General features: G+C 42.4%; 18 protein-coding genes. 15 read left to right on the top strand and 3 right to left on the bottom strand.

The features are described from left to right. Positions 1-1,130 precede the first annotated feature (1,130 nt). Entirely contained in the window at positions 1,131-2,159 is a 1,029-nt protein-coding gene (locus EAG18_RS15230) for a tetratricopeptide repeat protein (RefSeq protein ID WP_185745604.1), read from the top strand. A 59-nt stretch (positions 2,160-2,218) separates the two neighbouring features. Here EAG18_RS15230 and EAG18_RS15225 read toward each other — a convergent pair whose 3' ends face one another. Both EAG18_RS15225 and EAG18_RS15220 read right to left on the bottom strand, forming a co-directional pair. Then, positions 2,219-2,998, bottom strand: a complete 780-nt coding sequence (locus EAG18_RS15225) for a nucleoside-binding protein (protein WP_125253235.1) — start codon at positions 2,996-2,998, stop codon at positions 2,219-2,221. Positions 2,999-3,071: 73 nt separating this feature from the next. Further along, entirely contained in the window at positions 3,072-4,385 is a 1,314-nt protein-coding gene (locus EAG18_RS15220) for a Na+/H+ antiporter NhaC family protein (protein WP_125253234.1), read from the bottom strand. A 273-nt stretch (positions 4,386-4,658) separates the two neighbouring features. Between EAG18_RS15220 and dapB the strand changes: the two genes are divergently transcribed. The 8 genes from dapB to EAG18_RS15180 all read left to right on the top strand — a co-directional run bounded on the left by dapB (position 4,659) and on the right by EAG18_RS15180 (position 16,696). Further along, positions 4,659-5,462 carry a 4-hydroxy-tetrahydrodipicolinate reductase gene (gene dapB / locus EAG18_RS15215; protein ID WP_125253233.1) on the top strand — a complete coding sequence of 268 codons (804 nt, stop codon included), beginning with the start codon at positions 4,659-4,661 and terminating at the stop codon, positions 5,460-5,462. 207 nt (positions 5,463-5,669) lie between these two features. Then, complete coding sequence (gene carA / locus EAG18_RS15210) at positions 5,670-6,806, top strand: glutamine-hydrolyzing carbamoyl-phosphate synthase small subunit (RefSeq protein WP_125253232.1); 1,137 nt, start codon at positions 5,670-5,672, stop codon at positions 6,804-6,806. Positions 6,807-6,822: 16 nt separating this feature from the next. After that, on the top strand, positions 6,823-10,041 hold the full coding sequence (gene carB, locus EAG18_RS15205) for a carbamoyl-phosphate synthase large subunit (protein WP_125253231.1): 3,219 nt from the start codon (positions 6,823-6,825) through the stop codon (positions 10,039-10,041). A gap of 46 nt (positions 10,042-10,087) precedes the next feature. After that, positions 10,088-10,564, top strand: a complete 477-nt coding sequence (gene greA / locus EAG18_RS15200) for a transcription elongation factor GreA (protein WP_125253230.1) — start codon at positions 10,088-10,090, stop codon at positions 10,562-10,564. Positions 10,565-10,891: 327 nt separating this feature from the next. Further along, positions 10,892-11,497, top strand: coding sequence for a hypothetical protein (locus EAG18_RS15195; RefSeq protein WP_125253229.1), 606 nt, complete (start codon positions 10,892-10,894; stop codon positions 11,495-11,497). 531 nt (positions 11,498-12,028) lie between these two features. Continuing rightward, on the top strand, positions 12,029-12,304 hold the full coding sequence (locus EAG18_RS15190) for a hypothetical protein (protein WP_125253228.1): 276 nt from the start codon (positions 12,029-12,031) through the stop codon (positions 12,302-12,304). A 504-nt stretch (positions 12,305-12,808) separates the two neighbouring features. Continuing rightward, positions 12,809-15,604 (top strand): collagenase, encoded by a 2,796-nt coding sequence (locus EAG18_RS15185; RefSeq protein ID WP_125253227.1) that lies wholly within the window; start codon positions 12,809-12,811, stop codon positions 15,602-15,604. Positions 15,605-15,943: 339 nt separating this feature from the next. Further along, the gene (locus EAG18_RS15180; RefSeq protein ID WP_125253226.1) at positions 15,944-16,696 is read left to right on the top strand and encodes a transporter substrate-binding domain-containing protein; all 753 of its coding nucleotides are present in this window, start codon (positions 15,944-15,946) and stop codon (positions 16,694-16,696) included. Positions 16,697-16,831: 135 nt separating this feature from the next. Here EAG18_RS15180 and EAG18_RS15175 read toward each other — a convergent pair whose 3' ends face one another. Continuing rightward, a complete protein-coding gene (locus tag EAG18_RS15175; RefSeq protein WP_125253225.1) occupies positions 16,832-17,272 on the bottom strand; it encodes a VOC family protein in 441 nt (146 codons plus the stop codon). Between the two features lie 160 nt (positions 17,273-17,432). Between EAG18_RS15175 and EAG18_RS15170 the strand changes: the two genes are divergently transcribed. The 6 genes from EAG18_RS15170 (at position 17,433) to ihfA (ending at position 24,263) form a co-directional block, all read left to right on the top strand. Beyond that, a complete protein-coding gene (locus EAG18_RS15170; RefSeq protein ID WP_125253224.1) occupies positions 17,433-18,611 on the top strand; it encodes a sensor domain-containing diguanylate cyclase in 1,179 nt (392 codons plus the stop codon). A gap of 117 nt (positions 18,612-18,728) precedes the next feature. Then, a complete protein-coding gene (locus tag EAG18_RS15165; protein WP_125253223.1) occupies positions 18,729-19,790 on the top strand; it encodes a DUF2066 domain-containing protein in 1,062 nt (353 codons plus the stop codon). Position 19,791: 1 nt separating this feature from the next. Beyond that, positions 19,792-20,496 (top strand): DnaA inactivator Hda, encoded by a 705-nt coding sequence (gene hda, locus EAG18_RS15160; protein ID WP_125253222.1) that lies wholly within the window; start codon positions 19,792-19,794, stop codon positions 20,494-20,496. An 83-nt stretch (positions 20,497-20,579) separates the two neighbouring features. Continuing rightward, entirely contained in the window at positions 20,580-21,560 is a 981-nt protein-coding gene (gene pheS, locus EAG18_RS15155) for a phenylalanine--tRNA ligase subunit alpha (RefSeq protein ID WP_125253221.1), read from the top strand. Between the two features lie 13 nt (positions 21,561-21,573). Continuing rightward, positions 21,574-23,961, top strand: coding sequence for a phenylalanine--tRNA ligase subunit beta (pheT, locus tag EAG18_RS15150; RefSeq protein ID WP_125253220.1), 2,388 nt, complete (start codon positions 21,574-21,576; stop codon positions 23,959-23,961). Between the two features lie 2 nt (positions 23,962-23,963). Continuing rightward, the gene (gene ihfA / locus EAG18_RS15145; protein ID WP_099641651.1) at positions 23,964-24,263 is read left to right on the top strand and encodes an integration host factor subunit alpha; all 300 of its coding nucleotides are present in this window, start codon (positions 23,964-23,966) and stop codon (positions 24,261-24,263) included. Positions 24,264-24,354: the final 91 nt, after the last annotated feature.

The following is a 24,354-nucleotide window of genomic DNA, read 5'->3' as shown; positions in this document are numbered from 1 at the left end:
AGTCAGGGCCTTATTAGAGAAACCCTTTACAGCAATGCAGCGGGTTTTTTGCTATGTGGGATTTGAAAAGAAAGCCTCACAAGATAATCGACACCTCGAAAAGTAATCAACACCTCGCGAGGTAAACTCGCTCCCACCACAACACCAACATAGTATTGCACTGGTAGGAGGCGGTTTGCCCGCCGAGCTGTTCCTCAAACTGCGAAGCGTTACCTCGGTTTCTTGTCACCCAAATTCAGAAGTGAAACAAAACAGCCGAAGGGTCGGCCCCGGTCAATGATAGTGTGGATCACCCATGTGACTCTCTATTTAAAAATGAGAACATCCTACTTCGTAGCGAGCCAGGGTCTTATAAAAGGCCGATTAACCGCATTCATCCATGAATCTAATCGACATTAGTGCATCCATGTACGTCAAACCCGTTGCAGCAATACGACGGTTTTTTGCTATATGGGATTTGAAAAGAAAACCTCACAAGATAATCAACACCTCGAAAAGTAATAAACACCTCGCGAGGTAAACTCGCTCCCACCACGACATAACAAAGTGCAGCACTGGTAGGAGGCGGTTTACCCGCCGAGCTGTTGGGTCTATCAAACAAAAAGAATAAAACAGTCTACTCTGTAATATCGCGAGGCAAACTCGCTCCCACCACTACATCAACAGAGTACTGCATTGGTAGGAGGCGGTTTACCCGCCGAGCTGTTGGGCTTGCCAAACAAAAAGAATAAAAACATCCTACTTCGTAACATCGCGAGGTAAACTCGCTCCCACCACAACACCACCAAAGTGCAGCACTGGTAGGAGGCGGTTTACCCGCCGAGCTGTTGGGTCTCTCAAACAAAAAGAATAAAAACATCCTACTTTGTAACATCGCGAGGTAAACTCGCACCCACCACAACACCAGCAAAGTGCTGGACAGGGAAGAGGCGGTTTACTCGCCGAGCTGTTGTGCTTGCCAAACAAAAAGAATAAAACAGTCTACTATGTAACATCGCGAGGTAAACTCGATCCCACTACAATATCAACTTCATTGTCGAGTCAGATTTTTACTCTTTTATGTGATAAGTTTGATGTAAACTACTAAGCTTCATTATAATTGTTTAAGCTGGCGCGATAGGAGTATTTGTGTGCTACAGGTTGCATTATTGCTTTCTGCATTTGTTGTGTTAACGCCTAACGAGCTATTCAAGACACTACAGGCTATTCAGGGAGCAAACGCGTCTAATCCGGGCGAAGCTTTGGAAATATATACCAAGGTACAGCCAGTCCTGCCTAAAACCCCTTCAAAAGGGTTATACGAAATTCATTTAGCCGGCCTCAAGTCAGGAATTAGAGCAAACGATGTTGAGTTAATCAAAAGTATTATTAACCTTTTCTCAGAAAATAAAGATTGGTTACATTATTTAAACTATGAGAAAGGTGAAATAGCCACTTATCTTGCTATTTATTTTAGAAGGACCGGTAAATTTGAGCTGGCAGAGAAGAGCTATGAATGTGCAATTCGATTTTCGACAAATGAACAAAAGCAAAAGATCATAAATAACTTAGCTGTACTATATCGGACAGCGGGTCAGTTGGATGAAGCTGAAGAGATTCTTGATAGAGCTCTTATCGAGTATAGGGAAGAGGAACATATTAAAGCAGCGTTACATAATAATTTAGCGAACGTATATTTTGATCGGGCAAATTATGAAAAAGCGGCTGAGTTGTATCGGCTGGCGTTTCTACACCATCAAAAGTCGGGGGAGAACTATGAGGCTAGCTATGTTGGCCTGAACCTACTCAATAGCTATATTGCGTCAAAACAATGGCAGGGCTATCAGCGTTATGTCAATACAGTGAAAATGCGCGTTGATCAAACCCAAGACAGTGAGTTAATAACAGTATTAATGTGGCAAGAACTTACTGTTAAAAGAGCAGAGCAGGTTGCTGAGTTGAATCAAGAACAGCAAGTTTTTTTATTAGACTCCCTTCCTATGCTTATGAAAACAGAGTATCACCACAACATAACAAGGTATGTGTCACTGCTACAGTTGCCGAAACTAACTACGCTATATCAAGATTTCGCCACTTATAAGAAGCTAAGTTTCAGAAAACTAGATGATAATAAGCAGTCTCTAGATCTCGTTTTGTCTTGGTGCCAAGAGGGAATTTAGTTCAGTGTCGGCTACAAGAAGCATAAACGCTAGTAGCCGCTGCATCATGGGTACTGGGTTTAGAAAGTCCATGCAAGGTGTAATTGTGGAACGGATTCGTTGGTATCTGTACCAAGTTTGTTGTGCCAATACTGCCATTCCACACCTAACATCAGCTGATTATCTGGCATCCCCATCGCATAGCCGAGATCCCATTGAAGAATTGGTTGTGCGAGCAGCCAGCCTTTAACATCATTACCGAGCTCGTTTTCTCGCTCGCCGATATATTCTACATGGCCAGTAAGATAGAACTTTTGTTCGCCTATTTTGAAAGGATAGCCCCATGCAAGATCTATCATCCAACTATCACTTTCCTTAGGAGCGCCGCCATGACTGATCCCTTGGCTATCGTCTTGATAGAGAGTAAATGTAGATGAGAAAAAGTTGAACCCTTCAAAGTTCCAGTTCACTTTGACACCAGGTAAGTATTTCATCACTTTAGCATCTCCAGCTGCATTGAAGCCCATTGTTAGGCTAACGTCAGCTATAGCGTCAAAAGAAGACTTAAAATCAGCAATCTTTGACATGGAGAAGCTTGAATACCACTCCCCATAAAAGTCACCATCTTGATAGTCATCAGTGAGATCATCTTTACTGTAATCGATAAAAAAGAAGTTATCACCATAGCGATAGCCTGAAGCATGTTGAAGCGAATAAACGGTTGTGGTTGCTTCATTTTTGCTAAAGGGATTTTTAAAGTCGCCGTGGTTGACGTGCAGCTGTGTAGTGCTCCAATCAGCGGCATAGCTAAGTGAGCTAACAGCAAGTGAGGATAAAGTAATGAGCGTATTGAGTTTCATTTATTAATTCGGATAACATTAAAAATGAAAGTATAACAAAAGCGCCCTAAGTTGGGCGCTTAAAGTAAATAAATTATGCTTTATTTCTTCTTAGGCAAATAACACAAATGGCAGTGAACGCCAGAATAAAACAGTAATAAGATGAACTAGATACATCCCACGGGCTGATTTTAAAAGTTGCCCCGAGTAACAGTGCCTGTGCACCATAGGGTAAAGAACCCTGCATAACGCACGCAAAAATATCGAGTAAGCTTGCAGAGCGCTTAGCTGAAATGTTTCCGTCTTCAGCTAGCTTTTTAGCAACAGGGCCAGCAACAATAATACTTACAGTGTTATTTGCAATACATAGATTACTGGTTAATACAAGCGCTGCAATACCGAGTTGATCAGCGACTTGGCGGTGCCATTTAGCAATGATACTGGTAATTTTTTGGATTTGCTTTGCTAAAAAATCGAGGCCGCCATTGATACGAATAAACTCGGATAGGCCACCAATGAACATAGATAGTAAGAAAATCTCCTGCATATCACTGAAGCCTTTGTAGACGTCATTTAGGAACGCTGCGCCTTGGTAGTCACCCACAAAACCTATGCAGCCAGCAAACACAATACCACTAAAAAGAACAACAAAAACATTAATCCCAATCACTGCCAAGACCAAGATAAACGCATAGGGTAAAACTAATAACCAATCAAACGGTTTGGTTTCTACAACCTGCGGCTCAGGGGTTAAAAATACCAATAGCAAGACAGTCAACAACGCAGCAGGTAGGGCTATCTTTAGATTCTCTCTAAATTTATCTTTCATTTCACAGCCTTGGGTTCGTGTGGCTGCAATTGTGGTGTCAGAAATAATAGATAAGTTATCGCCAAACATTGCACCCGATACTATAGTGCCGGCCATCAGTGCAGGGTCGATCCCCGTTTTCATCGCCACTGCAACAGCAATAGGGCCAATCGCACCAATCGTGCCCATGGAAGTTCCCATTGCAGTAGAGACGACAGCGGAAATAAGGAAAAGGCCAGGTAATAGGAACGCAGGAGGAATAAGTGACAAACCTGCGTTAACCACAGCATCAACACCACCTGTTGCACTTGCAACGGCTGAGAAAGCACCTGCCAATAAATAGATGAGGCACATGGTGATGATGTTGCTGTGTCCAGCGCCTCGAATAAACGTTTCGACACTGCGGTTTATGGTATCTTTATTGAGTAAAAAAGCCAAAACAATGGCGAGTAGAATCGCAACGGGCGCTTTTAATTGATAAAACGCATAGTCGACGCCCTGTGATTGTAAATACAATCCTGCGCCAAGAAAAATCCCTACAAAGGTCAACAGTGGCAATAAGGATAGTTTTGCCTTTGTTTGATTGTAATTTGGTTGCATAGCACTCCCCAACATAAAGCACAGCCAATAATTGACTGTAAAACCGCAGAACACGCCTAATAAGATGAAGTTTTTTCAATCCAAATAGGTTAGCGAACGCGGCAGTTTATATGTTTAGACGTCTAAAGTCTAATGTTTTATTATTTTCAACTTGACTGACTATGACATACAGATACGGTAAACTCTACTCCTGCAAAAACGCATTTCTACATATCCGGTTAGCCATCATTGCTACCATTCGGATAATTAATATCGTAAAAATAAGGGTGACACATGACAAGAATAGGTATTTATGGTGCGAATGGCAGAATGGGGCTTGCATTAATTGAAGCTTGTTATTTATCGCAACAAGCTGAGCTGGTCTGCGCTTTCGTTCGAGAAAGTTCACAATACCTTGACAAAGCAATTAATCAATTGCAGCCAAAGGCAGACACAAATATTCGTTTTAGCTCTGAACAAGATACGCTTGAAAATGTTGATGTATTAATAGACTTCACTTTACCTGAGGGAATGAAGCAACACCTATCAGCCGCGATTGCTGCTAAAAAGCCAATGGTGATCGGTACCACAGGTCTTACTACAACTGAAATGGAACTGCTAGTTGAGGCTGCAAAGGAAATACCTATTGTCTTTTCTCGTAATTATAGTGTGGGTATTAATCTTCTCCTTAATTTAGTGCAAACAGCGGCACAGAAGCTTGCTGACGAGATGGACATTGAAATCTTTGAGGCACACCACCGCCACAAAATCGACGCTCCGTCAGGTACCGCACTGGCTATTGGTGAAGCGATAGCAGAAGCTAAAGGCTGGCAGCATGACGATGTTGCGGTTTATGACCGAAGTCACAGCCATGAAGCGAAATCACAACATGAGATTGGTTATTCGGTGCTTAGAGCGGGTGATATAGTAGGTGAACATACCGCTTACTTTGCAACAATGGGGGAAAGACTCGAATTAACACATAAAGCTGCATCGAGATTGACCTTTGCATCAGGCGCTGTAAGGGCTGCGCAATGGTTAAAAGATAAACCAGCAGGCCTTTACGATATGCAAGATGTCCTAGATTTAAAGAAGTAAGCATATCATTTTGCGGCTTTAAAGTAAAAAAAGAGTTTAAAGGCTTATTTTTGTAATTTTGGTGATTTTAATTAGACGAAATGTGATTCATGCTGTAGACTATAACGAATTTGCCAAAATTTTAATAACTGCGTGTTACCAAGCGCTTTGTAGACGGGATGTTGAGCGTTTTGCTTTCGCCCGTTTTTTACTATCTAGGAGGTTAACTTGACTAAATCCGCTCTGTTAGTCCTTGAAGACGGCACGGTTTTTCGTGGTACTGCTATCGGTGCTGACGGTATGTCAGTCGGTGAAGTAGTATTCAATACGTCAATGACGGGGTATCAAGAGATCTTAACGGATCCTTCATACGCGGAACAAATCGTTACGCTCACTTACCCACATATCGGCAACACCGGTACTAACAGCGAAGATGAGGAAGCGGACAAAATCTGGGCAAAAGGCCTAGTGATCCGTGACTTACCACTGCTTGCGAGTAATTTCCGTAATGAACAGTCATTAAGTGACTACTTAAAAGAACGCAATATCTTAGGGATAGCAGATATTGATACTCGTAAACTCACTCGCATTCTTCGTGATAAAGGAGCCCAAAATGGTTGTATTATCGCAGGTGATGAAGTTGACGAGCAACAAGCGCTAGAAGCTGCGCAAGCATTCCCTGGCTTAAAAGGGATGGATTTAGCAAARGTAGTGACAACAAAAACTCAGTTTGAATGGCGTGAATCAAGCTGGACTCTGGGCGAAGGTTTTAAAACACTTCGCGCTGAAGATGAAAAGTTTCATGTTGTTGCCTATGACTTTGGTGTGAAAAAGAACATTCTTAGAATGCTAGTTGACAGAGGCTGTAAACTAACAGTTGTTCCAGCAGAAACCTCCGCTGCTGATGTCCTAGCACTCAACCCTGATGGCATCTTCCTATCAAACGGTCCTGGTGACCCTGAACCATGTACTTATGCCATTGACGCGATAAAATCATTTTTAGAAACAGACACACCTATTTTCGGTATCTGCTTAGGCCACCAGTTATTAGCACTCGCTTCTGGTGCAAAAACAGTGAAAATGAAGTTTGGTCACCATGGTGGCAACCACCCGGTTAAAGACTTAGATCGTGACGTTGTGATGATCACAGCACAAAACCATGGTTTCGCTGCTGACGAAGCAACGCTTCCTGATAATCTACGTGCAACGCACAAGTCTTTGTTTGATGGCACACTGCAAGGTATCCATCGTACTGACAAGCCTGCGTTTAGCTTCCAAGGTCACCCAGAAGCAAGCCCAGGTCCACATGATGCAGCACCGTTATTCGACCATTTCATTGAATTAATGCAATCTCGCAACGCTTAATTAGACCGGAGTAATAATGCCAAAACGTACTGACATAAAAAGCATTCTAATTTTGGGCGCAGGCCCAATTGTTATCGGCCAAGCCTGTGAATTTGACTACTCTGGTGCTCAGGCCTGTAAAGCGCTGAGAGAAGAAGGATATCGAGTCATTCTTGTAAACTCGAACCCTGCAACGATCATGACTGACCCTGAAATGGCTGATGCAACGTACATCGAACCAATTCACTGGGAAGTCGTGGAAAAGATCATCGAAAAGGAAAAGCCTGATGCGGTTCTTCCTACGATGGGTGGTCAGACAGCACTAAACTGTGCGCTTGATTTAGACAAGCATGGTGTACTTGCTAAGCACGATGTAGAGTTAATTGGTGCGACGGCAGATGCAATCGACAAAGCAGAAAACCGCGAGCGTTTTGATATCGCGATGAAAAACATTGGCCTTGAGTGTCCTCGCGCAGAGATTGCACACTCAATGGATGAAGCAAAAGACGTGCTAACGCGTATTGGCTTCCCATGTATCATCCGTCCTTCTTTCACCATGGGTGGTACCGGTGGCGGTGTTGCTTACAACATGGAAGAATTTGAAGAAATCTGTACACGTGGTTTAGACCTTTCACCAACTAATGAGCTTCTAATTGATGAGAGCTTACTAGGTTGGAAAGAGTATGAGATGGAAGTTGTTCGTGACAAAAACGACAACTGCATCATTGTATGTTCTATTGAAAACTTTGACCCCATGGGTGTTCACACAGGTGACTCAATCACTGTTGCACCAGCACAAACATTAACTGACAAAGAATACCAGCTAATGCGTAATGCTTCGATGGCGGTACTACGTGAAATTGGTGTTGAAACAGGTGGTTCAAACGTTCAATTTGGTGTGAATCCAAAGGATGGCCGTATGGTTATCATTGAGATGAACCCTCGTGTATCTCGTTCATCTGCACTAGCCTCAAAAGCAACGGGCTTCCCAATCGCGAAAATTGCAGCAAAATTGGCTGTGGGCTACACGCTTGATGAGCTACAAAACGACATCACTGGTGGCGCGACACCGGCGTCATTCGAGCCTTCAATTGACTACGTTGTTACCAAAATCCCTCGTTTTAACTTTGAGAAGTTCGCTGGTGCAAATGACCGTCTAACGACTCAGATGAAGTCTGTTGGTGAGGTTATGGCGATTGGTCGTAACCAGCAAGAGTCTCTTCACAAAGCACTTCGTGGTTTAGAAGTGGGTGCAACAGGTTTCAACCCGATTGTTGCACTTGATGCGCCAAACGCAAAAGAAACCATCATTCGTGAGTTACGTGAGCCAGGTGCAGAGCGTATTTGGTACATTGCAGATGCAATGCGTCACGGTATGAGCGTTGAAGATGTATTTGAGTTAACCAAGATTGATCGCTGGTACTTAGTGCAGATTGAAGACATCATTAAAGATGAAACTAAGATCGCAGAAGCGGGTCTTGCTGGTCTTAACAAAGATTTCCTTCGTCGCCTCAAGCGCAAAGGTTTCGCTGATGCGCGCATCGCTGAGATTGCAGGTGTTTCTGAAAAAGAAATCCGCAAGAAGCGTCATCAGTTAGAAATTCTACCTGTGTATAAGCGTGTTGATACATGTGCAGCAGAATTTAGTTCAGACACCGCTTATATGTACTCAACTTACGATGAAGAATGTGAAGCAGCACCTTCTGAAAAAGACAAGATCATGGTTATCGGCGGCGGCCCTAACCGTATCGGTCAAGGTATCGAATTTGATTACTGTTGTGTTCATGCTGCACTTGCAATGCGTGAAGATGGCTATGAAACTATCATGGTTAACTGTAACCCTGAAACCGTTTCAACCGACTACGATACGTCTGACCGTCTATTCTTCGAGCCAATCACGCTTGAAGATGTGCTAGAAATCGTACGTGTTGAGAAGCCAAAAGGTGTTATCGTTCAGTACGGTGGTCAAACACCACTTAAACTAGCACGTGACCTTGAAGCGAATGGTGTGCCAGTAATYGGTACTTCTCCAGATGCAATCGACCGTGCAGAAGACCGTGAGCGCTTCCAGCAACTCGTTGAACGTCTTGACCTTCTTCAGCCTGAGAACGCGACAGTTACTTCTCTAGAAGAAGCGGTTGCTAAGTCTCAAGAGATCGGTTTCCCATTGGTTGTTCGTCCATCATACGTACTCGGTGGTCGTGCTATGGAAATCGTATATGACGAAGATGACTTACGTCGTTACATGACTGAGGCGGTATCTGTATCTAACGAAGCACCAGTTCTTCTTGACCGCTTCTTAGATGATGCAATCGAAGTTGACGTTGATGCTATCTGTGATGGTGAAAACGTGATCATTGGCGGTATTATGGAGCACATCGAGCAGGCGGGTGTTCACTCAGGTGACTCAGCATGTTCATTACCAGCACACTCTCTATCGCAAGATATTCAAGACGTTATGCGCAAGCAAGTACGTGACATGGCGCTAGAGCTTGGTGTTGTGGGTCTAATGAATACTCAGTTTGCTGTGAAAGATGGCAAAGTATACCTAATCGAGGTTAACCCTCGTGCAGCACGTACAGTACCGTTTGTTTCGAAGGCAACGGGTGTTGCACTGGCAAAAGTAGCAGCGCGTTGTATGGTTGGGCAGTCTCTTGAAAGCCAGGGTGTAACAAAAGAAGTTATCCCTCCTTATTATAGCGTGAAAGAAGTTGTACTCCCATTCGCTAAATTCTTAGGTGTTGACCCAATGCGTGGTCCAGAGATGCGCTCTACGGGTGAAGTGATGGGTGTTGGTGAAAACTTCGCCGAAGCATTCGCAAAAGCCCAATTAGGTGCATCAAATACTTTACCACGTGGCGGCCGCGCGCTACTATCTGTGCGTAATGGTGATAAGGCACGCGTCGTTGAATTGGCTAAGACAATGAAAGCCATTGGTTTTGAGCTAGATGCAACGAATGGTACGGCGAAAGCGCTTGAAGAAGCGGGTATTGAAGTACGTCGCGTAAACAAAGTATTCGAAGGCCGTCCTCATATTCTTGACCGTATCAAGAATGGTGAGTACAGCTATATCGTTAATACGACCGAAGGTCGCCAAGCTATAGAAGACTCGAAGGTGTTACGTCGTGGTGCACTTCAGCATAAGACTAACTACACCACTACGCTAAATGCAGCGTTTGCAAACTGTACAGCGAATGCAGCTGACGACAGAAGCTCTGTAAACTCTGTTCAAGAATTACACCAGCGTTTGAACTAAAAAGAACAAAGCCAGAGCATATGCTCTGGCGATGAGTGAGATACTTATGCAATCAATTCCGATGACAGTGCGAGGCGAAGAATTGCTTCGTGAAGAACTGAATCATTTAAAAAAAGTTGTTCGCCCAAAAATTGTTGCAGACATTGCAGAAGCACGTGAACACGGCGATTTGAAAGAAAACGCTGAATATCATGCAGCAAGAGAGCAGCAAGGTTTTTGTGAAGGCCGTATTCAAGAAATTGAAGCGAAACTTTCAACTGCACAAATAATTGATGTAACTAAAATGCAAAATAACGGCAAGGTTATTTTTGGCAGTACGGTTACTATCGTTAATGTGGATACGGACGAAGAAGTTAGCTACCGCATTGTTGGTGATGATGAAGCAGATATTAAAAATAACTTAATTTCTGTTAACTCTCCAATTGCGCGTGGATTAATTGGCAAAGAGCTAGATGATACAGTGAATATTCAAACGCCAAATGGCCTAGTTGAGTATGAAATCATCGAGGTTGAATACAAGTAATCCTTTTCAATTAAAAGCCCGTATTTTGAAAAATACGGGCTTTTTTGTTACCCACCTTGTCATACCTCTTCCTCACCTCTATGAATATGGATGCACAGGTGTTCACTTAATGCGATGTTGTCAACAACCTCTTCTCGTTTATCAAGATTAATTGGTATTAATCCGGTTAATTGATGTAGCTTCTTACCCCGTATCTCAGTCACTGAACTTAAACGAGTCTGAACGCTCACTCAGAACTTAGCTGTAATGTCATGTAATTGCTAATTATGCAAAACCTTCTAGGGTTTGTGTTAATCCTTGACACGGAACAAAAATGAGGAGGTACATGTGCCATTTGAAATGGAACAGTTTAAAACTGAAGGATTTGAGCTTTTTATATCAAGTTGGAACGAGAGGCTAGCAAGCACAGGAATTCATCAAGAGTTACCCAGTCAAAAGCATGAGTTTTGGCGCACTCTACGACCAAGATCAACAGTGGATCTCAGCAAGCATAGCGCACTTCTCCAAGGGGTTAGCTTGGCTAGGTACGACACATACCTCGTTCTTACTGCTTTGTTGTACACCAATAGCTTGTTTGAGAGTAAAGACCTAATTATCGGCCATAACTTGCCAGGACACTTTTTTAATGACGCTAATCCAGCTCAGCAGCGTTTTTCTCGAGAATTGCTTGATTCTCTTAATCTCAACCAGCCGCTTTGCTTAATCGATGAATACTTCGAGAATTTTGAGATAAATACAATATGCTATGAGCAATTACGCAAGGCCGTTCCGACATGGCACGATGCGTTTCATGAGCTGGAAGCCGTAACAAATTTCACTTCGGCGCCACGCTCAGCATCCCAGCTTCCTAGTAGTTTATTATATTTTATACCGCAGCTATTTTCTGAAAAGCAGATTATTGAGCAGTGTAATCATTTATCCGCGCTTTATTGACTTAAACTTTAGGTAGGGAGTGTTAATACCAATTTGACTTAAGACTTGCTCAATTTGAAGGAGTAAATCTGACGCTAACAGCGTTAAAAATTTCTCATTTAGAACAACTAAATATCAAAATTTTTGCCTTGTCTACACGGATGTAGATACCTTAGCGATAGCAGGACGCGGTAGCGGAGTTATCGACAAGATTTTCTCGCCTCAAAATAGACTACTTAATTAAGCAAATTGGTATAAAGTTCACATAAAACTTGTGGCTAAAAAAGTATAAGGTATTTGAAGTCAGGTTTGATGAATATGAGGCATTTTAGCTTTTTGGCGATAGTTGAGTACCTAGCCACAGAGTGTGAATCGGGGATAAATTTGCATGCAAGTTAATTAGCCGATGATGTAACAATTGACACAGTTTGAAACGAATTTACTTTAGACTTTTTTGCTGTGCTTGCTACACTTTATTTGTTCCCAAAACCAATTAGACACCGATCCCTAAGCATTGTGATATGGATCGGTATCTTTATTTATAGGATTAGCATGAGTTTATTAAAAAGTGCACTTATCAAGACTTTAAAAAGTAAATCTACTCAGCAGGTCGCTTCGGTCGTGCTTGATAAAGCATTGAAGCAGGGAAAGGAGTTCATAGACTCACGAAACACGCAAATGAAAAGTGAGACTGATGAGTTAGTATTGGGACTTCAGCACCTATTAGTGCAGAAGCCAACGGATGGTATTTATTCTATTTCGCTTTCAAGCTGTAAAATTAGAGTTAAAATATCATCAGGTGCCATCGCCCAAATAGATAAAATTTAAAATATTCTCCTTTTCTGTAAATTTCTATTCCTCACCACCGTCAGTTAACCGATTTATCTTTATTTAACCAAGGGTTGGGTTTAAATGCTCGAAACTTGATATGTACTGTAATCCGATAGTCTCAATGACAAATTATAACTGAGCTTATGCTCAAACTTTAGGTCGGGATAAGCAGTTAGTTAGTCAACTTAGGTGCCTCAGCGCAATATTGCTCTAGCCAGAAGTGATTTCTTAATATATGGCAAATTTATACATCAAAAGCAGCTCTATTCAAGCAAAACTAACGCTGTAGTACGCGATAATGGTTTCCTTTTTGGAAACGGCGGAGGTGGTATTGTGATTTCTACTTCGTGCATTTGAGCCCCTCCAACCAAGATATAAATCACCTCACTATTCCATAATGTTATATAAAATATATTGTATACATTGTGTATTTAATGTTAGAAAAATAAAACCCAATCGGATAGACCCGTTGGGTTTGGATACACAACATAAAGGTAACTTATGAAAACAACAAAATTTACGTCAGTCATGGTCGCGTTAGCAATGGCAGGAGCGGTAAACGCCCATCAAGAGTCAGAGCGATTATTTAAGCCATTAGAGGCGTCGAGCCAGGCAAAAATTAATATCTCGCATGGTCATGAACACAACGCTAAACGGGATAAAGCGCCGGTCGCCGAGAGTGAAGCTATGCAAGTTAGCCCATTACTCGCCGCACAAACTTCTCAAGTCAATACATTTAATGCTGACCGCAGCGAGCAGTTAAGCGTTTGCGACTTAGCTAGTCTGGCAAATGCCAACAGCAGTCAAATTGTTGCTGAAGTCAAGCTGCAAGGGGCAAGTTGTATCAATGCGCTATTTTCGGCTGAAAGCAGTATTCAATCAAAAGTGTTTACTTCTGATAAAATGTATGCTGCTGCGCAAAGCACAAAAGCGCTTTCTCAGAGCTACGCTGGCAACGGTAGCTCTGATCTTGAAGCTTTATACTTATTTATTCGTGCTGGTTTTTACGTTGAGTTTTATAACGACCAAGTGAGTTTTGCAACTTGGGTAAAGCCTGCTGTGAAAGAGGCTTTGGATGCGTTTGTAAATAATAGCCACTTTTACGATGACAATGATGCACATGGCAAAGTCCTAAGCGAAGCAATAATCACCATGGACTCGTCTGAGTTGCAAGACAGCTACCTGCCAGTAGTGAAGGCTTGGCTAGCAAAATGGAATGAAAGCTATGGGCAGAAATGGAATATGCGAAGCGCGGTAAATGGCATTTTTACGATTTTATATCGTGGACAATGGAATAGTAACTTCGTAGCGCAGGTAAAAAATGATCAAGAGCTAGTCCAATTATTAGGTAACTTTACGGCGCAAACTTGGATGATAAACTCTGATTCACAGTACCTCATTATCAATGCTGCAAGCGAACTGGCAAGACTAAAGCTGTATGATGGTGCAGCAATACAAGACAACGTAGACAATCAACTAGTCTCACTATTTTCACGCTATGAGAGCTATGGCTTTGGGGATGGAGTATGGTTGGCTGCGGCTGATGTTGCAACGTATTACTCGGATTGTAGTAAGTTTAATATTTGTGACTTTGACAAAGAGCTAGAAGCGAAAGTTCTGTCACAGCAGCATAGCTGTAGCGACACCATTAAAATACGTGCACAAGAGTTAACACCCGTACAGCTTACATCTGCTTGTGAAAAAATGGAAGCAGAGGAAGTGCGTTTCCACGATATGCTTGAGACAGGTCGCTTACCCGTAGCAGACGATAACAATGATTTTCTTCAGGTTAATATCTTTAACAGTAGTTCAGACTATAAAAAATATGCTAAAGCCATTTTTAAAATAAGCACAGACAATGGTGGTATGTATCTGGAAGGGGATCCAAGCGATGTGAATAATATTGCCAACTTTGTTGCTTACGAGGCAAGCTATGCTAAACCCGAACACTACATCTGGAACTTAGAGCATGAGTATGTGCATTACCTTGATGGTCGTTTTGACTTGTATGGAGGATTTAATGCCCCAACCAAACCAATCGTGTGGTGGAGTGAAGGGGTTGCTGAATACATCGCAAACCTTAACGACAATCAAGCTGCTATCGATACGATTCAAGATGGCTCCACTTATACGCTAGCTGAAATCTTTAGCACCACTTACGATGGATTTGACCAAGATAGGATCTATCGTTGGGGATATTTAGGTGTCAGATTTATGTACGAAAGACACTTTGATGAAGTAAAGGCAATGCGACAAGAAACCAGAACCGCAAATTGGGATGGTTATCAAGAGCGTGTCAATCGTTGGGCGTCTCAGTATCAGTCTGAATTTGTGCAATGGTGTAATAGTTTGGTTGATGGCGGACAAAATAGCGCGCCGACATCACAAATTAATGGCCCATATACAGGGACTGCTGATCAAGCCGTTCAGTTTTCTAGTCAAGGAAGCATAGATCCAGATGGTGACACATTAACGTATCTTTGGAGTTTTGGAGACGGTAGTGAGAGCAACATCGCTAATCCCACACATAACTATACTCAACCTGGTGAGTATCAAGTAAGTCTTACGGTTATGGATCCTGCCGGTTTAAGTCATGTAAGTAATACGATTGCTTCCATAAGTGCAGCGTCATCAGAAAAGTTACGTTCAGGAAGTCCAGTAATTATTTCAGGTGAACAAGATGARCAACTTACCTTTTCCATTGACGTTGCTGCGGGTGTAGACAAATTAATTTTGACGACATCTGGAGGAACAGGAGATGTTGATCTGTATGTAAAAGCGGGAACAGCGCCAACATTCAATGAATTCGATTGCCGGCCTTATAAATCTGGTAACGAAGAAATATGCGAAATTGCTACCCCGGAAGCCGGCACTTATTACCTTATGCTACATGGTTACAATCGCTTTGAAAATGTTCAGTTATTAGGAGCGATCCAAACTAAGTCAACGGTTGAGGATATGTGCAAGTCTCAAGGTAGTATATCCAATGGCAGATTAACAGCCGGTAAAACGGTGTGTCTAGGTAGCCAAGATCCAATGTGGTTTAGCCTTGAAAATGTAAGTGCACAGCAATCAATTGTAATACAAACTGCCCATGGCAGCGGTGACTTGGGGCTTGAGTACAGTAATGGGGGATGGCCAAATGGTAGCAATGTGGAGGCTAGCTCTTTTAATCAAGGTAATGTTGAATGTATCGAGCTCGGTGCACAATCTTCGTATTGGGGATATATAAAAGTATCAGGTGCCCCAGCTGGTGCATCAATCAAAGTATCGTATAACGCGGGGAGCTGCAATTAGCTATAAAAGGGTAATCGACTATAATGTTTGAGGAGCTTTATGAGCTCCTTTTTCGTTACCCAGAGAATGATGTGACAGTTTTACTCAAAAGAGGCTAGGCTGTATTGATAATATAATACCAATTAGACTTAATACTTGCTCAATTTGAAAGTGTAAATCTGACGCTAACCGCGTTAAAAATTTCTTATTTAGAACAACTAAATAAGACTTTTTCCTTGCTTACTTGGATGTAGATACCATAGCGAGAGTAGAACGCGGTAGCGGAGTTATTGACAAGATTTTCCCGCCTCAAAATAGATCACGTAATTAAGATAATTGGTGTAAGTGATGAGGCCTGTGGTGTTAAAGATAGCTTTTCTTTCTATTTTTCTATTTCTGTTAGGGTCGTTTCCAGCATATAGCGCTCTGCAACAGACACTATATGTGTATCATAATAAGCCGCCATACATCACAGACTTAGACGCTCGTGAAGGCCTCTATTTTGATATTGTCAGGCTGATAAATAGCCATGCGACTGAGCTACAGTTTGACTTGCGATTTATTCCCCGCAAGCGTCTGGATAAACTGCTTCAAGAAGCACAGTTACCAGGCTTTATATTAGGGGTTAACCCAGCTTGGTTTGGGGACATAAAAAAACAGAAGTACCTTTGGAGCAGCCCATTAATGTATGACACGGATGAATTCGTATCGCATATTGAACATCCGTTTGAATATTATCATCCAAGCTCGTTGTCTGGCAATTTGGTCGGTACAATCGCTGGTTACTATTATCGATACCTTGATCAAAAAAATGAATATTCAAAAGTGCAAAGAGTAGATGTTAATTCTGAGGAAGCCTTGCTTGAAATGGTGTTGAAAAAACGGGTTAATGTTGCCATTGTCAGCCGCTCGACCACAGAGTATTTAGCCACTAAAAATGGTTGGAAAGAGGTGTTTTACTTTTCTCAAAATCCACATGAGACATATTACCGAGCGATTATGGCACCAGAGTCACTCAAAGCAGAATTTACGTTACTACAACATGCACTAGACTCTGAGTTATTTAAAAAGCAACTTGTGACATTGCTAAAAAGTTATCATTTAGTCTACTGAAAAATCAAACTACAGTGGTGCCAAGTGCATGCTAACGTGCAACATCAATTTTAACTACAACATGAGCGCTAATCGTTGAGTGTTTAACGGGCGGCATTAACGCTATTTTTCGAATCACGACAGCTGGGCGTTACGTTACCAGCTACCTGTATTTTCCATCGATTTCCACGGCTCTTGTGGTGGTAGTGCATCACCCTGTTGCAGTAATTCGATAGATATACCATCAGGTGACTTGATAAAGGCCATGTGGCCGCACCGAGGAGGCCTATTTATAATTACGCCGGCTTCTTGCAGTTTATGGCAAAGATCGTAAATATTTTCAACGGCAAAAGCCAAGTGCCCAAAATTACGACCGCCATCATATTTTTCGGGATCCCAGTTGTAGGTTAGCTCAATCGTGGGTGAAAAGCCTTCTCGCGCTTGCTCTGCTTGCTCAGGAGCTGCAAGATAAATCAAACTAAAACGACCTTGCTCACTGTCATACCGTTTTACCTCAATAAGCCCCAATAGATCACAATAAAAATTAAGTGACTCATTTAGATCGCTTACACGAACCATGGTGTGTAAATATTTCATTACTTATTCCTTCTGGGTTACTAACATCAATTTTAAAGCTTTACCTCATGGATTAAAAGCGAAGGCTTAACTTTATAAAAATGAGGCGGATTTCTGGCAATTTCTACATCGGGTAGTTAAGCTTTTTGACGATGGATAACGAATTAAAAGAAGGTGCTCGATGATGGCAGAACTTCCAGAGGTAATTGATAGCATGACAGACATCGTATCATGCTTAAATACAAGTGAGTCTTTGGAGCATTTTTTATTAAATGTTCACTGTATTGTGCAAAAAATTACCTATGCCGATAATTTTTATGTTGTGTTGCAACGTCAAGATGGCTCATTTGAGTTTCCTTATTTTCATGACGTCAAGGATAGTATTTCACTAGAAGAGTTAAATAATTTAACTACAGCTGAGTTAAACAAGACGCTGACCTATTATGCGCTTAGTTCAGATAGCGTAAAAAATTACACCGAGCACTCGCTAAAGGCACTCACTTCCACAGGTGTTATCGATATGCTAGGGAGCTTTCCCAAACAGTGGTTGTGTTTCCCATTAATGAATAAAGACAAGCATTTAGGTGCTTTTGTACTCCAGTCTTACCGCCGTCAAGATGAATACTCAGACAGCATGGTAGATCTTTTATACACGGTGAGTCATGTAATCGCTTCTGCAATGGATGCTTTTGCAAACCAGCAAGCATTAATTGACGCCAATCAAGCATTAAGAAAACACGAATTAGAGTTAGAAAAAACGGTACAAGCGCGAACCTTCGAACTTCAAGCGAGCCTGTCTGAGTTGCAATCAGAAATCGACAAACGCAAAGCGCTTCAAGAAAAGCTGGAATTTGATGCCTATCACGACAATCTCACGCAGCTTGCCAATAGAAAGTATTTGTTAAATGAGTTACAAAAATTATCCGCGCGTTCATCTCGTCAGCCAATTAATGTGTACCTAGGATATTTAGATTTAGATAATTTTAAACCAATCAATGACACTCATGGTCATCATAGTGGCGATGAAGTGCTGGTACATGTTGCTAGAAGATTGCAGGAGACAGTAAGGGAGTATGACTTTGTATGTCGGATTGGTGGAGATGAATTTGTGTTTGTTATTAATGAAAGCATTGCATCAGACATGTTATCTCGATTAACAGAACGTATTCGCTCTGAGATTAACCAAGATATTTTGTTGAGTAATGGTCAGCTTGTACAGGTCGGTTGTAGTATTGGAGTGGTGATTGCTGAAGGGGTGAGCGTGAGTGCTGAGTCGTTGTTAAAAAGAGCGGACAATGCACTTTATGAAGCAAAGAAGCAAGGTAAAAATCAGGTCTCATTTAGCTTTGAACCACGCTGAACTTGAGATTAAGATCCTTATATTTATCATGTTTTTATAATTTCTTTTGGTGATTGCATGTTGGCCTTTGCTTTACGTTGGTGATTGTTTTAGGATCAAGCTTTACAGATAAAACAATTGCATTCTATGACCATTAGGCTGATCTTTATTGCACTTATTTGCTTTACCTTGACGGCAAAAGCTGTTGAAGTTCAAAATCTATATGAGACTTCACTGACCGTTAGCGATAAATCTCGTGCGACACGGGCTAAAGCGAGCCAACAGGCGCTGTTAAAAGTATTACAAAAGCTCACCGGTAAAGCTGACGATTTTTCCCATTCGGCAATTCAGTCAAGCCTAAGGCGGATCTCGGACTACATGTTGAGATATGAATATTACGACATGCAAGGCGCAACGAAAATAAAGGTTGAATTTGAGCCGGGGAAAGTTGAAGAGCTGGTTAGAGAAGCAGGCTTACCTCTTTGGGGAAATCGACGCCCTATGATTGCTATTTGGATGGTAATTGAAGACAACTTTCAGCGTGATTTCGTGACACAAGAAAGCTACCCCCAATTAGAACGATTAATTTACGATACCGCTGATGAATGGGGAGTGCCTGTTGTTGTCCCCTTGATGGACTTGGTAGACCGAAGTAACGTTAGTATTGCTGAAGTATGGGGAAACTTTTCCAACGAAGTGGAAGCTGCATCACGTCGGTATGAAGCCGAACGTGTGATTACTGCAAGGTTGTTTCAACCTCCTCATACCAGCTCTTGGCAATTAGATTGGCGTTATACTGATGCAGAGCTTTTTGAACCTGAGCAATATGTTGGCGATAAACAGCAAGTGATCATTGATATGATAAATTATGTATCTAGTACCTTGGCTCAGCAATACGTAATAGATCCCAATCAAACGCAAGATGTGCACCGAACAGTGATTACGGTCGAACAATTATTATCCTTTGCTGATGTTGAGCATGCTAGGCGTAGGCTATTGTCTATGAGCACAGTGATGGATGTTGACGTCATCTATCGAGCAAAAACGGCTGTCAAGTTTGCCATTGAGCATACTTCAACAGTTTCTGATTTGCGTAAAACAATAGGCTTAGAGCAAAGCTTTAAAATATTCGTTGACCCTAGGGCGTACTACCAAATTGCCGATGATGGTAATTTAAAATATAACTGGGTGGGTCGCTAAGATGGAATCGCCACGTCAAATGGCATTGCCCGTCACATTACCTGATGACGAAACATTTTCTTCTTATTTCGGTGGTGAAGCTTCCTTAGAAGTAAGCCACCTAAAAAATGGCCTAGCTCAGCGCTCAACGGGGTTTCAATATACTTATTTGTGTGGATTAGCAGACTCTGGCAAGTCGCATTTACTCTATGCTACTTGTATCGAAGCTCAGGAGTTAGGGCTTTCCACCATTTTGTTGTCATTGCGAGAAGTACTCGATTTCGGTCCTTTGGTGCTTGATGGTTTAGACGCCTTAGATGTTGTGTGCATCGATGATGTCCATTTGGTTGCTGGGAACGAAGCATGGGAAAAAGCATTATTTAACTTTTTCAATCGCTTCAACGAAAAAGGTAAGTGTCTCGTGGTGACTGCAGACTTACTTCCTAATATGCTAAACCTGTCGTTACCAGACTTAGAATCGCGCTTGACGTGGGGTACGACATTTCAGATCCGCTCAATGAGTGATGACGACAAAGCCGAAGCATTGGTAAAAAGAGCGTATATGCGTGGCCTTGAACTTTCAGATGACTGTGCTCGATTTTTGCTCACTCGGCTGAGCCGTGACATGCGAGCACTGCTCGATGTACTAGACAAACTTGATCACGCATCCATGGCAGCGCAAAGAAAGTTAACGATTCCTTTTATAAAAGCCACTTTAAAGCTGTAACAGGGCTAGAATATCGCCTTGCAATTCAGTTATCATAAGAGATTAAATAACAGCAAATTACCTCAGCAAAGATCAGGTAGACAATGAATTTAGAAAATATTTTAGCGCAAGCGCTCGAAGCCGTAGAGCAGGCAAGCGAAATTGCGCACCTTGAGGAAGTTAGAGTTAACTACCTTGGTAAGAAAGGTGAGATCACCGGTCTTCTAAAAACGCTAGGCAAACTAGCGCCGGAAGAGCGTAAAGACGCAGGTCAAGTGATTAACCAAGCTAAAACCCAAGTACAAGATGCGATTACGGTAAAACGTGAAGCGTTAGCAAATGCAGCACTTGAGCAGAAGTTAGCCGCTGAAACCATCGATGTGACCTTACCAGGTCGTACTATGCCTGCTGGTGGCCTTCACCCAGTAACTCGCACTATTGAACGAATTGAACAATTCTTTGGTGAGCTAGGATTTGCTGTTAAATCTGGCCCAGAGGTTGAAGATGACTTTCATAACTTTGACGCGCTAAATATTCCTGAGCATCACCCAGCGCGTGCTGATCATGATACTTTCTATTTCAATCCTAAATTGGTACTGCGCACACAAACCAGTGGTGTTCAGATCCGTACAATGGAAGCAGAGCAACCACCTTTACGCATTATTTCGCCGGGTCGTGTTTATCGTAACGACTACGATCAAACACACACACCGATGTTCCATCAAGTTGAAGGCCTGATGGTAGATACTGACGTAAGCTTTACTGAACTGAAAGGGATCTTGCATGATTTCCTACGTAATTTCTTTGAAGAAGATATGGAAATTCGTTTTCGCCCTTCATACTTCCCATTTACAGAGCCTTCAGCAGAAGTAGATGTAATGGGGAAAAATGGTAAATGGTTAGAAGTGCTCGGTTGCGGTATGGTGCACCCGAACGTATTGCGTTCGGTAGGCATTGATCCTGAAAAATACACAGGTTTCGCCTTTGGTATGGGGGTTGAGCGTTTGACGATGTTGCGTTATGGCGTAACTGACTTAAGGGCTTTCTTCGAAAACGATTTAAAATTCCTAAACCAATTCAGATAAGAGCGACAAAAGTATGAAATTCAGTGAAAAGTGGTTACGCGAGTGGGTTAATCCAGCAATTGATACTGATGCACTATCTGAGCAATTATCAATGGCTGGTTTAGAGGTTGATGGTGTAGACCCAGTAGCTGGTGACTTCCAAGGGGTTGTTATCGGTGAAGTAGTTGAGTGTGAACAACACCCAGATGCCGACAAACTTAGAGTAACAAAAGTAAACGTAGGCGAAGACGAGCTACTAGATATTGTCTGTGGTGCCGCTAACTGCCGTGTAGGTTTAAAAGTAGCGGTTGCTAAAGTGGGCGCAACGCTGCCTGGTGATTTCAAAATCAAGAAAGCGAAACTTCGTGGTCAGCCATCACATGGTATGCTTTGTGCGTTCGAAGAGCTGGGCATGGCAGAAAGTTCAGACGGTATTTTAGAGCTACCGATGGACGCGCCAATTGGCCAAGATATTCGCGAATACTTTGGCTTAGACGACGTGACTATTGATGTTGACTTAACTGCAAACCGCAGTGACTGTTTAGGGATCAAAGGTCTTGCTCGTGAAGTTGGAGTACTAAACAGTATCGATGTAACAGAAGTGGCTATCACGCCAGTTACTCCAACAATTGATGACAAAATCGCTATTGAGTTAGTAAACAGCGAAGCATGTCCACGTTACTTAGGTCGAGTGATCAAGGGAGTTAACGTTAACGCAGACACCCCATTATGGATGGTTGAAAAACTGCGCCGTTGTGGCGTGCGCTCAATTGACCCTGTGGTTGATGTTACTAACTACGTTTTGCTTGAGTTAGGCCATCCGATGCACGCATTCGATTTAAACCAAATCGAAGGTGGGATCAAAGTACGCAACGCCCATGAAAATGAAGAGCTAGTATTATTAGATGGCAATACGGCGAAGCTTAAGCCATCAACGCTGCTTATTGCAGATGACAATAAGGCATTGGCCATGGCGGGTATTTTTGGTGGTGAGCGCTCTGGTGTTAATGAGCAGACAACAGACATTTTATTAGAAAGTGCCTTTTTTGCACCGTTGGCAATTGCGGGTCAAGCGCGTAGCTATGGTTTGCATACTGATGCGTCGCACCGCTACGAGCGTGGTGTAGACCCTGTACTGCAGCGTGACGCAATGGAAAGAGCAACAGGTTTGCTGCTTGAAATCGTTGGTGGTGAAGCAGGGCCGATTGTTGAAGCGGTATCAGAAACAGATTTACCAAAAGAGCGTGAAGTGACTTTACGCCGTGAGCGTTTAGATCGCGTTATCGGTTATCATATCGAAGATGCTAAAGTATCTGATATCTTAACGCGTCTTGGTTTATCGGTAACATTTGCAGGCGGCCAGTGGCAAGCAACAGTACCGAGCTATCGCTTTGATATCAGCATTGAAGAAGATTTGATCGAAGAAGTGGCTCGCGTATTTGGCTACAATAATATTCCAAATGTGGCGCCAACCGCGGCGTTAAAGATGACAGATCATCAAGAAGCGCGTTTGCCAGTAGCGCGTTTTAGAGATGAATTAGTAAGTCGTGGCTACCAAGAGGCGATCACCTACAGTTTTGTTGATCCAAAAGCTCAGCAGTTGTTGCACCCACAATCTGATGCGTTAATCTTGCCACACCCAATTTCAGTGGAAATGTCGGCAATGCGCGTAAGCTTGATGACGGGCTTAATCAATGCGGTTTCTTATAACCAAAATCGTCAACAATCACGCATTCGCTTATTCGAAACTGGACTGAAGTTTATTAAAGATGACAGTGCAGAAAACGGTGTACGTCAAACGGCTGTAATTGGTGGTATTGCCTATGGTAATACACATAATGAACACTGGTCAGTTCCTTCTCGCAAGGTTGATTTCTTTGATGTAAAAGGCGATGTAGAAGCATTACTGACACTATGTAATGATAAAGCACGTTTTAGCTTTAAAGCCGAAGCGAGTGATGGCTTGCACCCAGGCCAATCAGCTGCAATTTATGCAGATGGCAAAAAGGTCGGTTTTATCGGTGCAGTACATCCGCAGCTATTAAAGCCGTTAGAGCTTAAAGATACGCCATATGTGTTTGAAATTGACATGGCTGCTTTAGAAAACCGTCTGCTTCCTGAAGCGGTAAGCATCTCTAAATTCCCATCAAATAGAAGAGATATTGCTATTTTAGTTGCAGATGACGTAAAAATAGGCGATATTTTAGAGTGCATTGAGAAAGTTGGCGGAAATCAATTAGTTGACCTAAACTTATTCGATGTGTACAAAGGGCAAGGTGTTGAACCTGATCATAAGAGTTTAGCTATTGCTCTAACATTGCAAGCGGTTGATAGAACACTCGAAGAGAAAGACATCAACGCGGTTGTAGAAAACGTGGTGGCCGAATTGGCCAAACAATTCAATGCATCGTTGAGGGACTAGATATGGCGCTTACTAAAGCCGACATAGCTGAACACCTATTTGATAAACTGGGGATCAATAAGAAAGATGCCAAAGACTTAGTTGAAGCGTTTTTTGAAGAAATCCGCTCAGCGCTAGAAAACGGCGAGCAAGTAAAGCTCTCCGGGTTTGGTAACTTTGACCTTCGCGACAAGAAGGAACGCCCAGGTAGGAACCCAAAAACTGGGGAAGATATTCCTATCTCTGCGCGACGCGTGGTAACTTTTAGGCCAGGCCAAAAGTTAAAAACCCGTGTTGAGGTCGGCACAAGCAAAAACTTGTAAAAGTAAAAAAGCCTTGGTAGCGATACCAAGGCTTTTTTTAATTTGAAATAGTATCGTCATATACGCACGCTACACTCTGCGCCTTGTCGCA

Origin of the sequence: Pseudoalteromonas sp. J010 (genome assembly GCF_003934235.1) — a bacterium.
GTDB lineage: Bacteria > Pseudomonadota > Gammaproteobacteria > Enterobacterales > Alteromonadaceae > Pseudoalteromonas > Pseudoalteromonas peptidolytica.
Note: the sequence above shows the minus strand (reverse complement) of the source record. Positions and strands in the feature narration are given on the sequence as shown.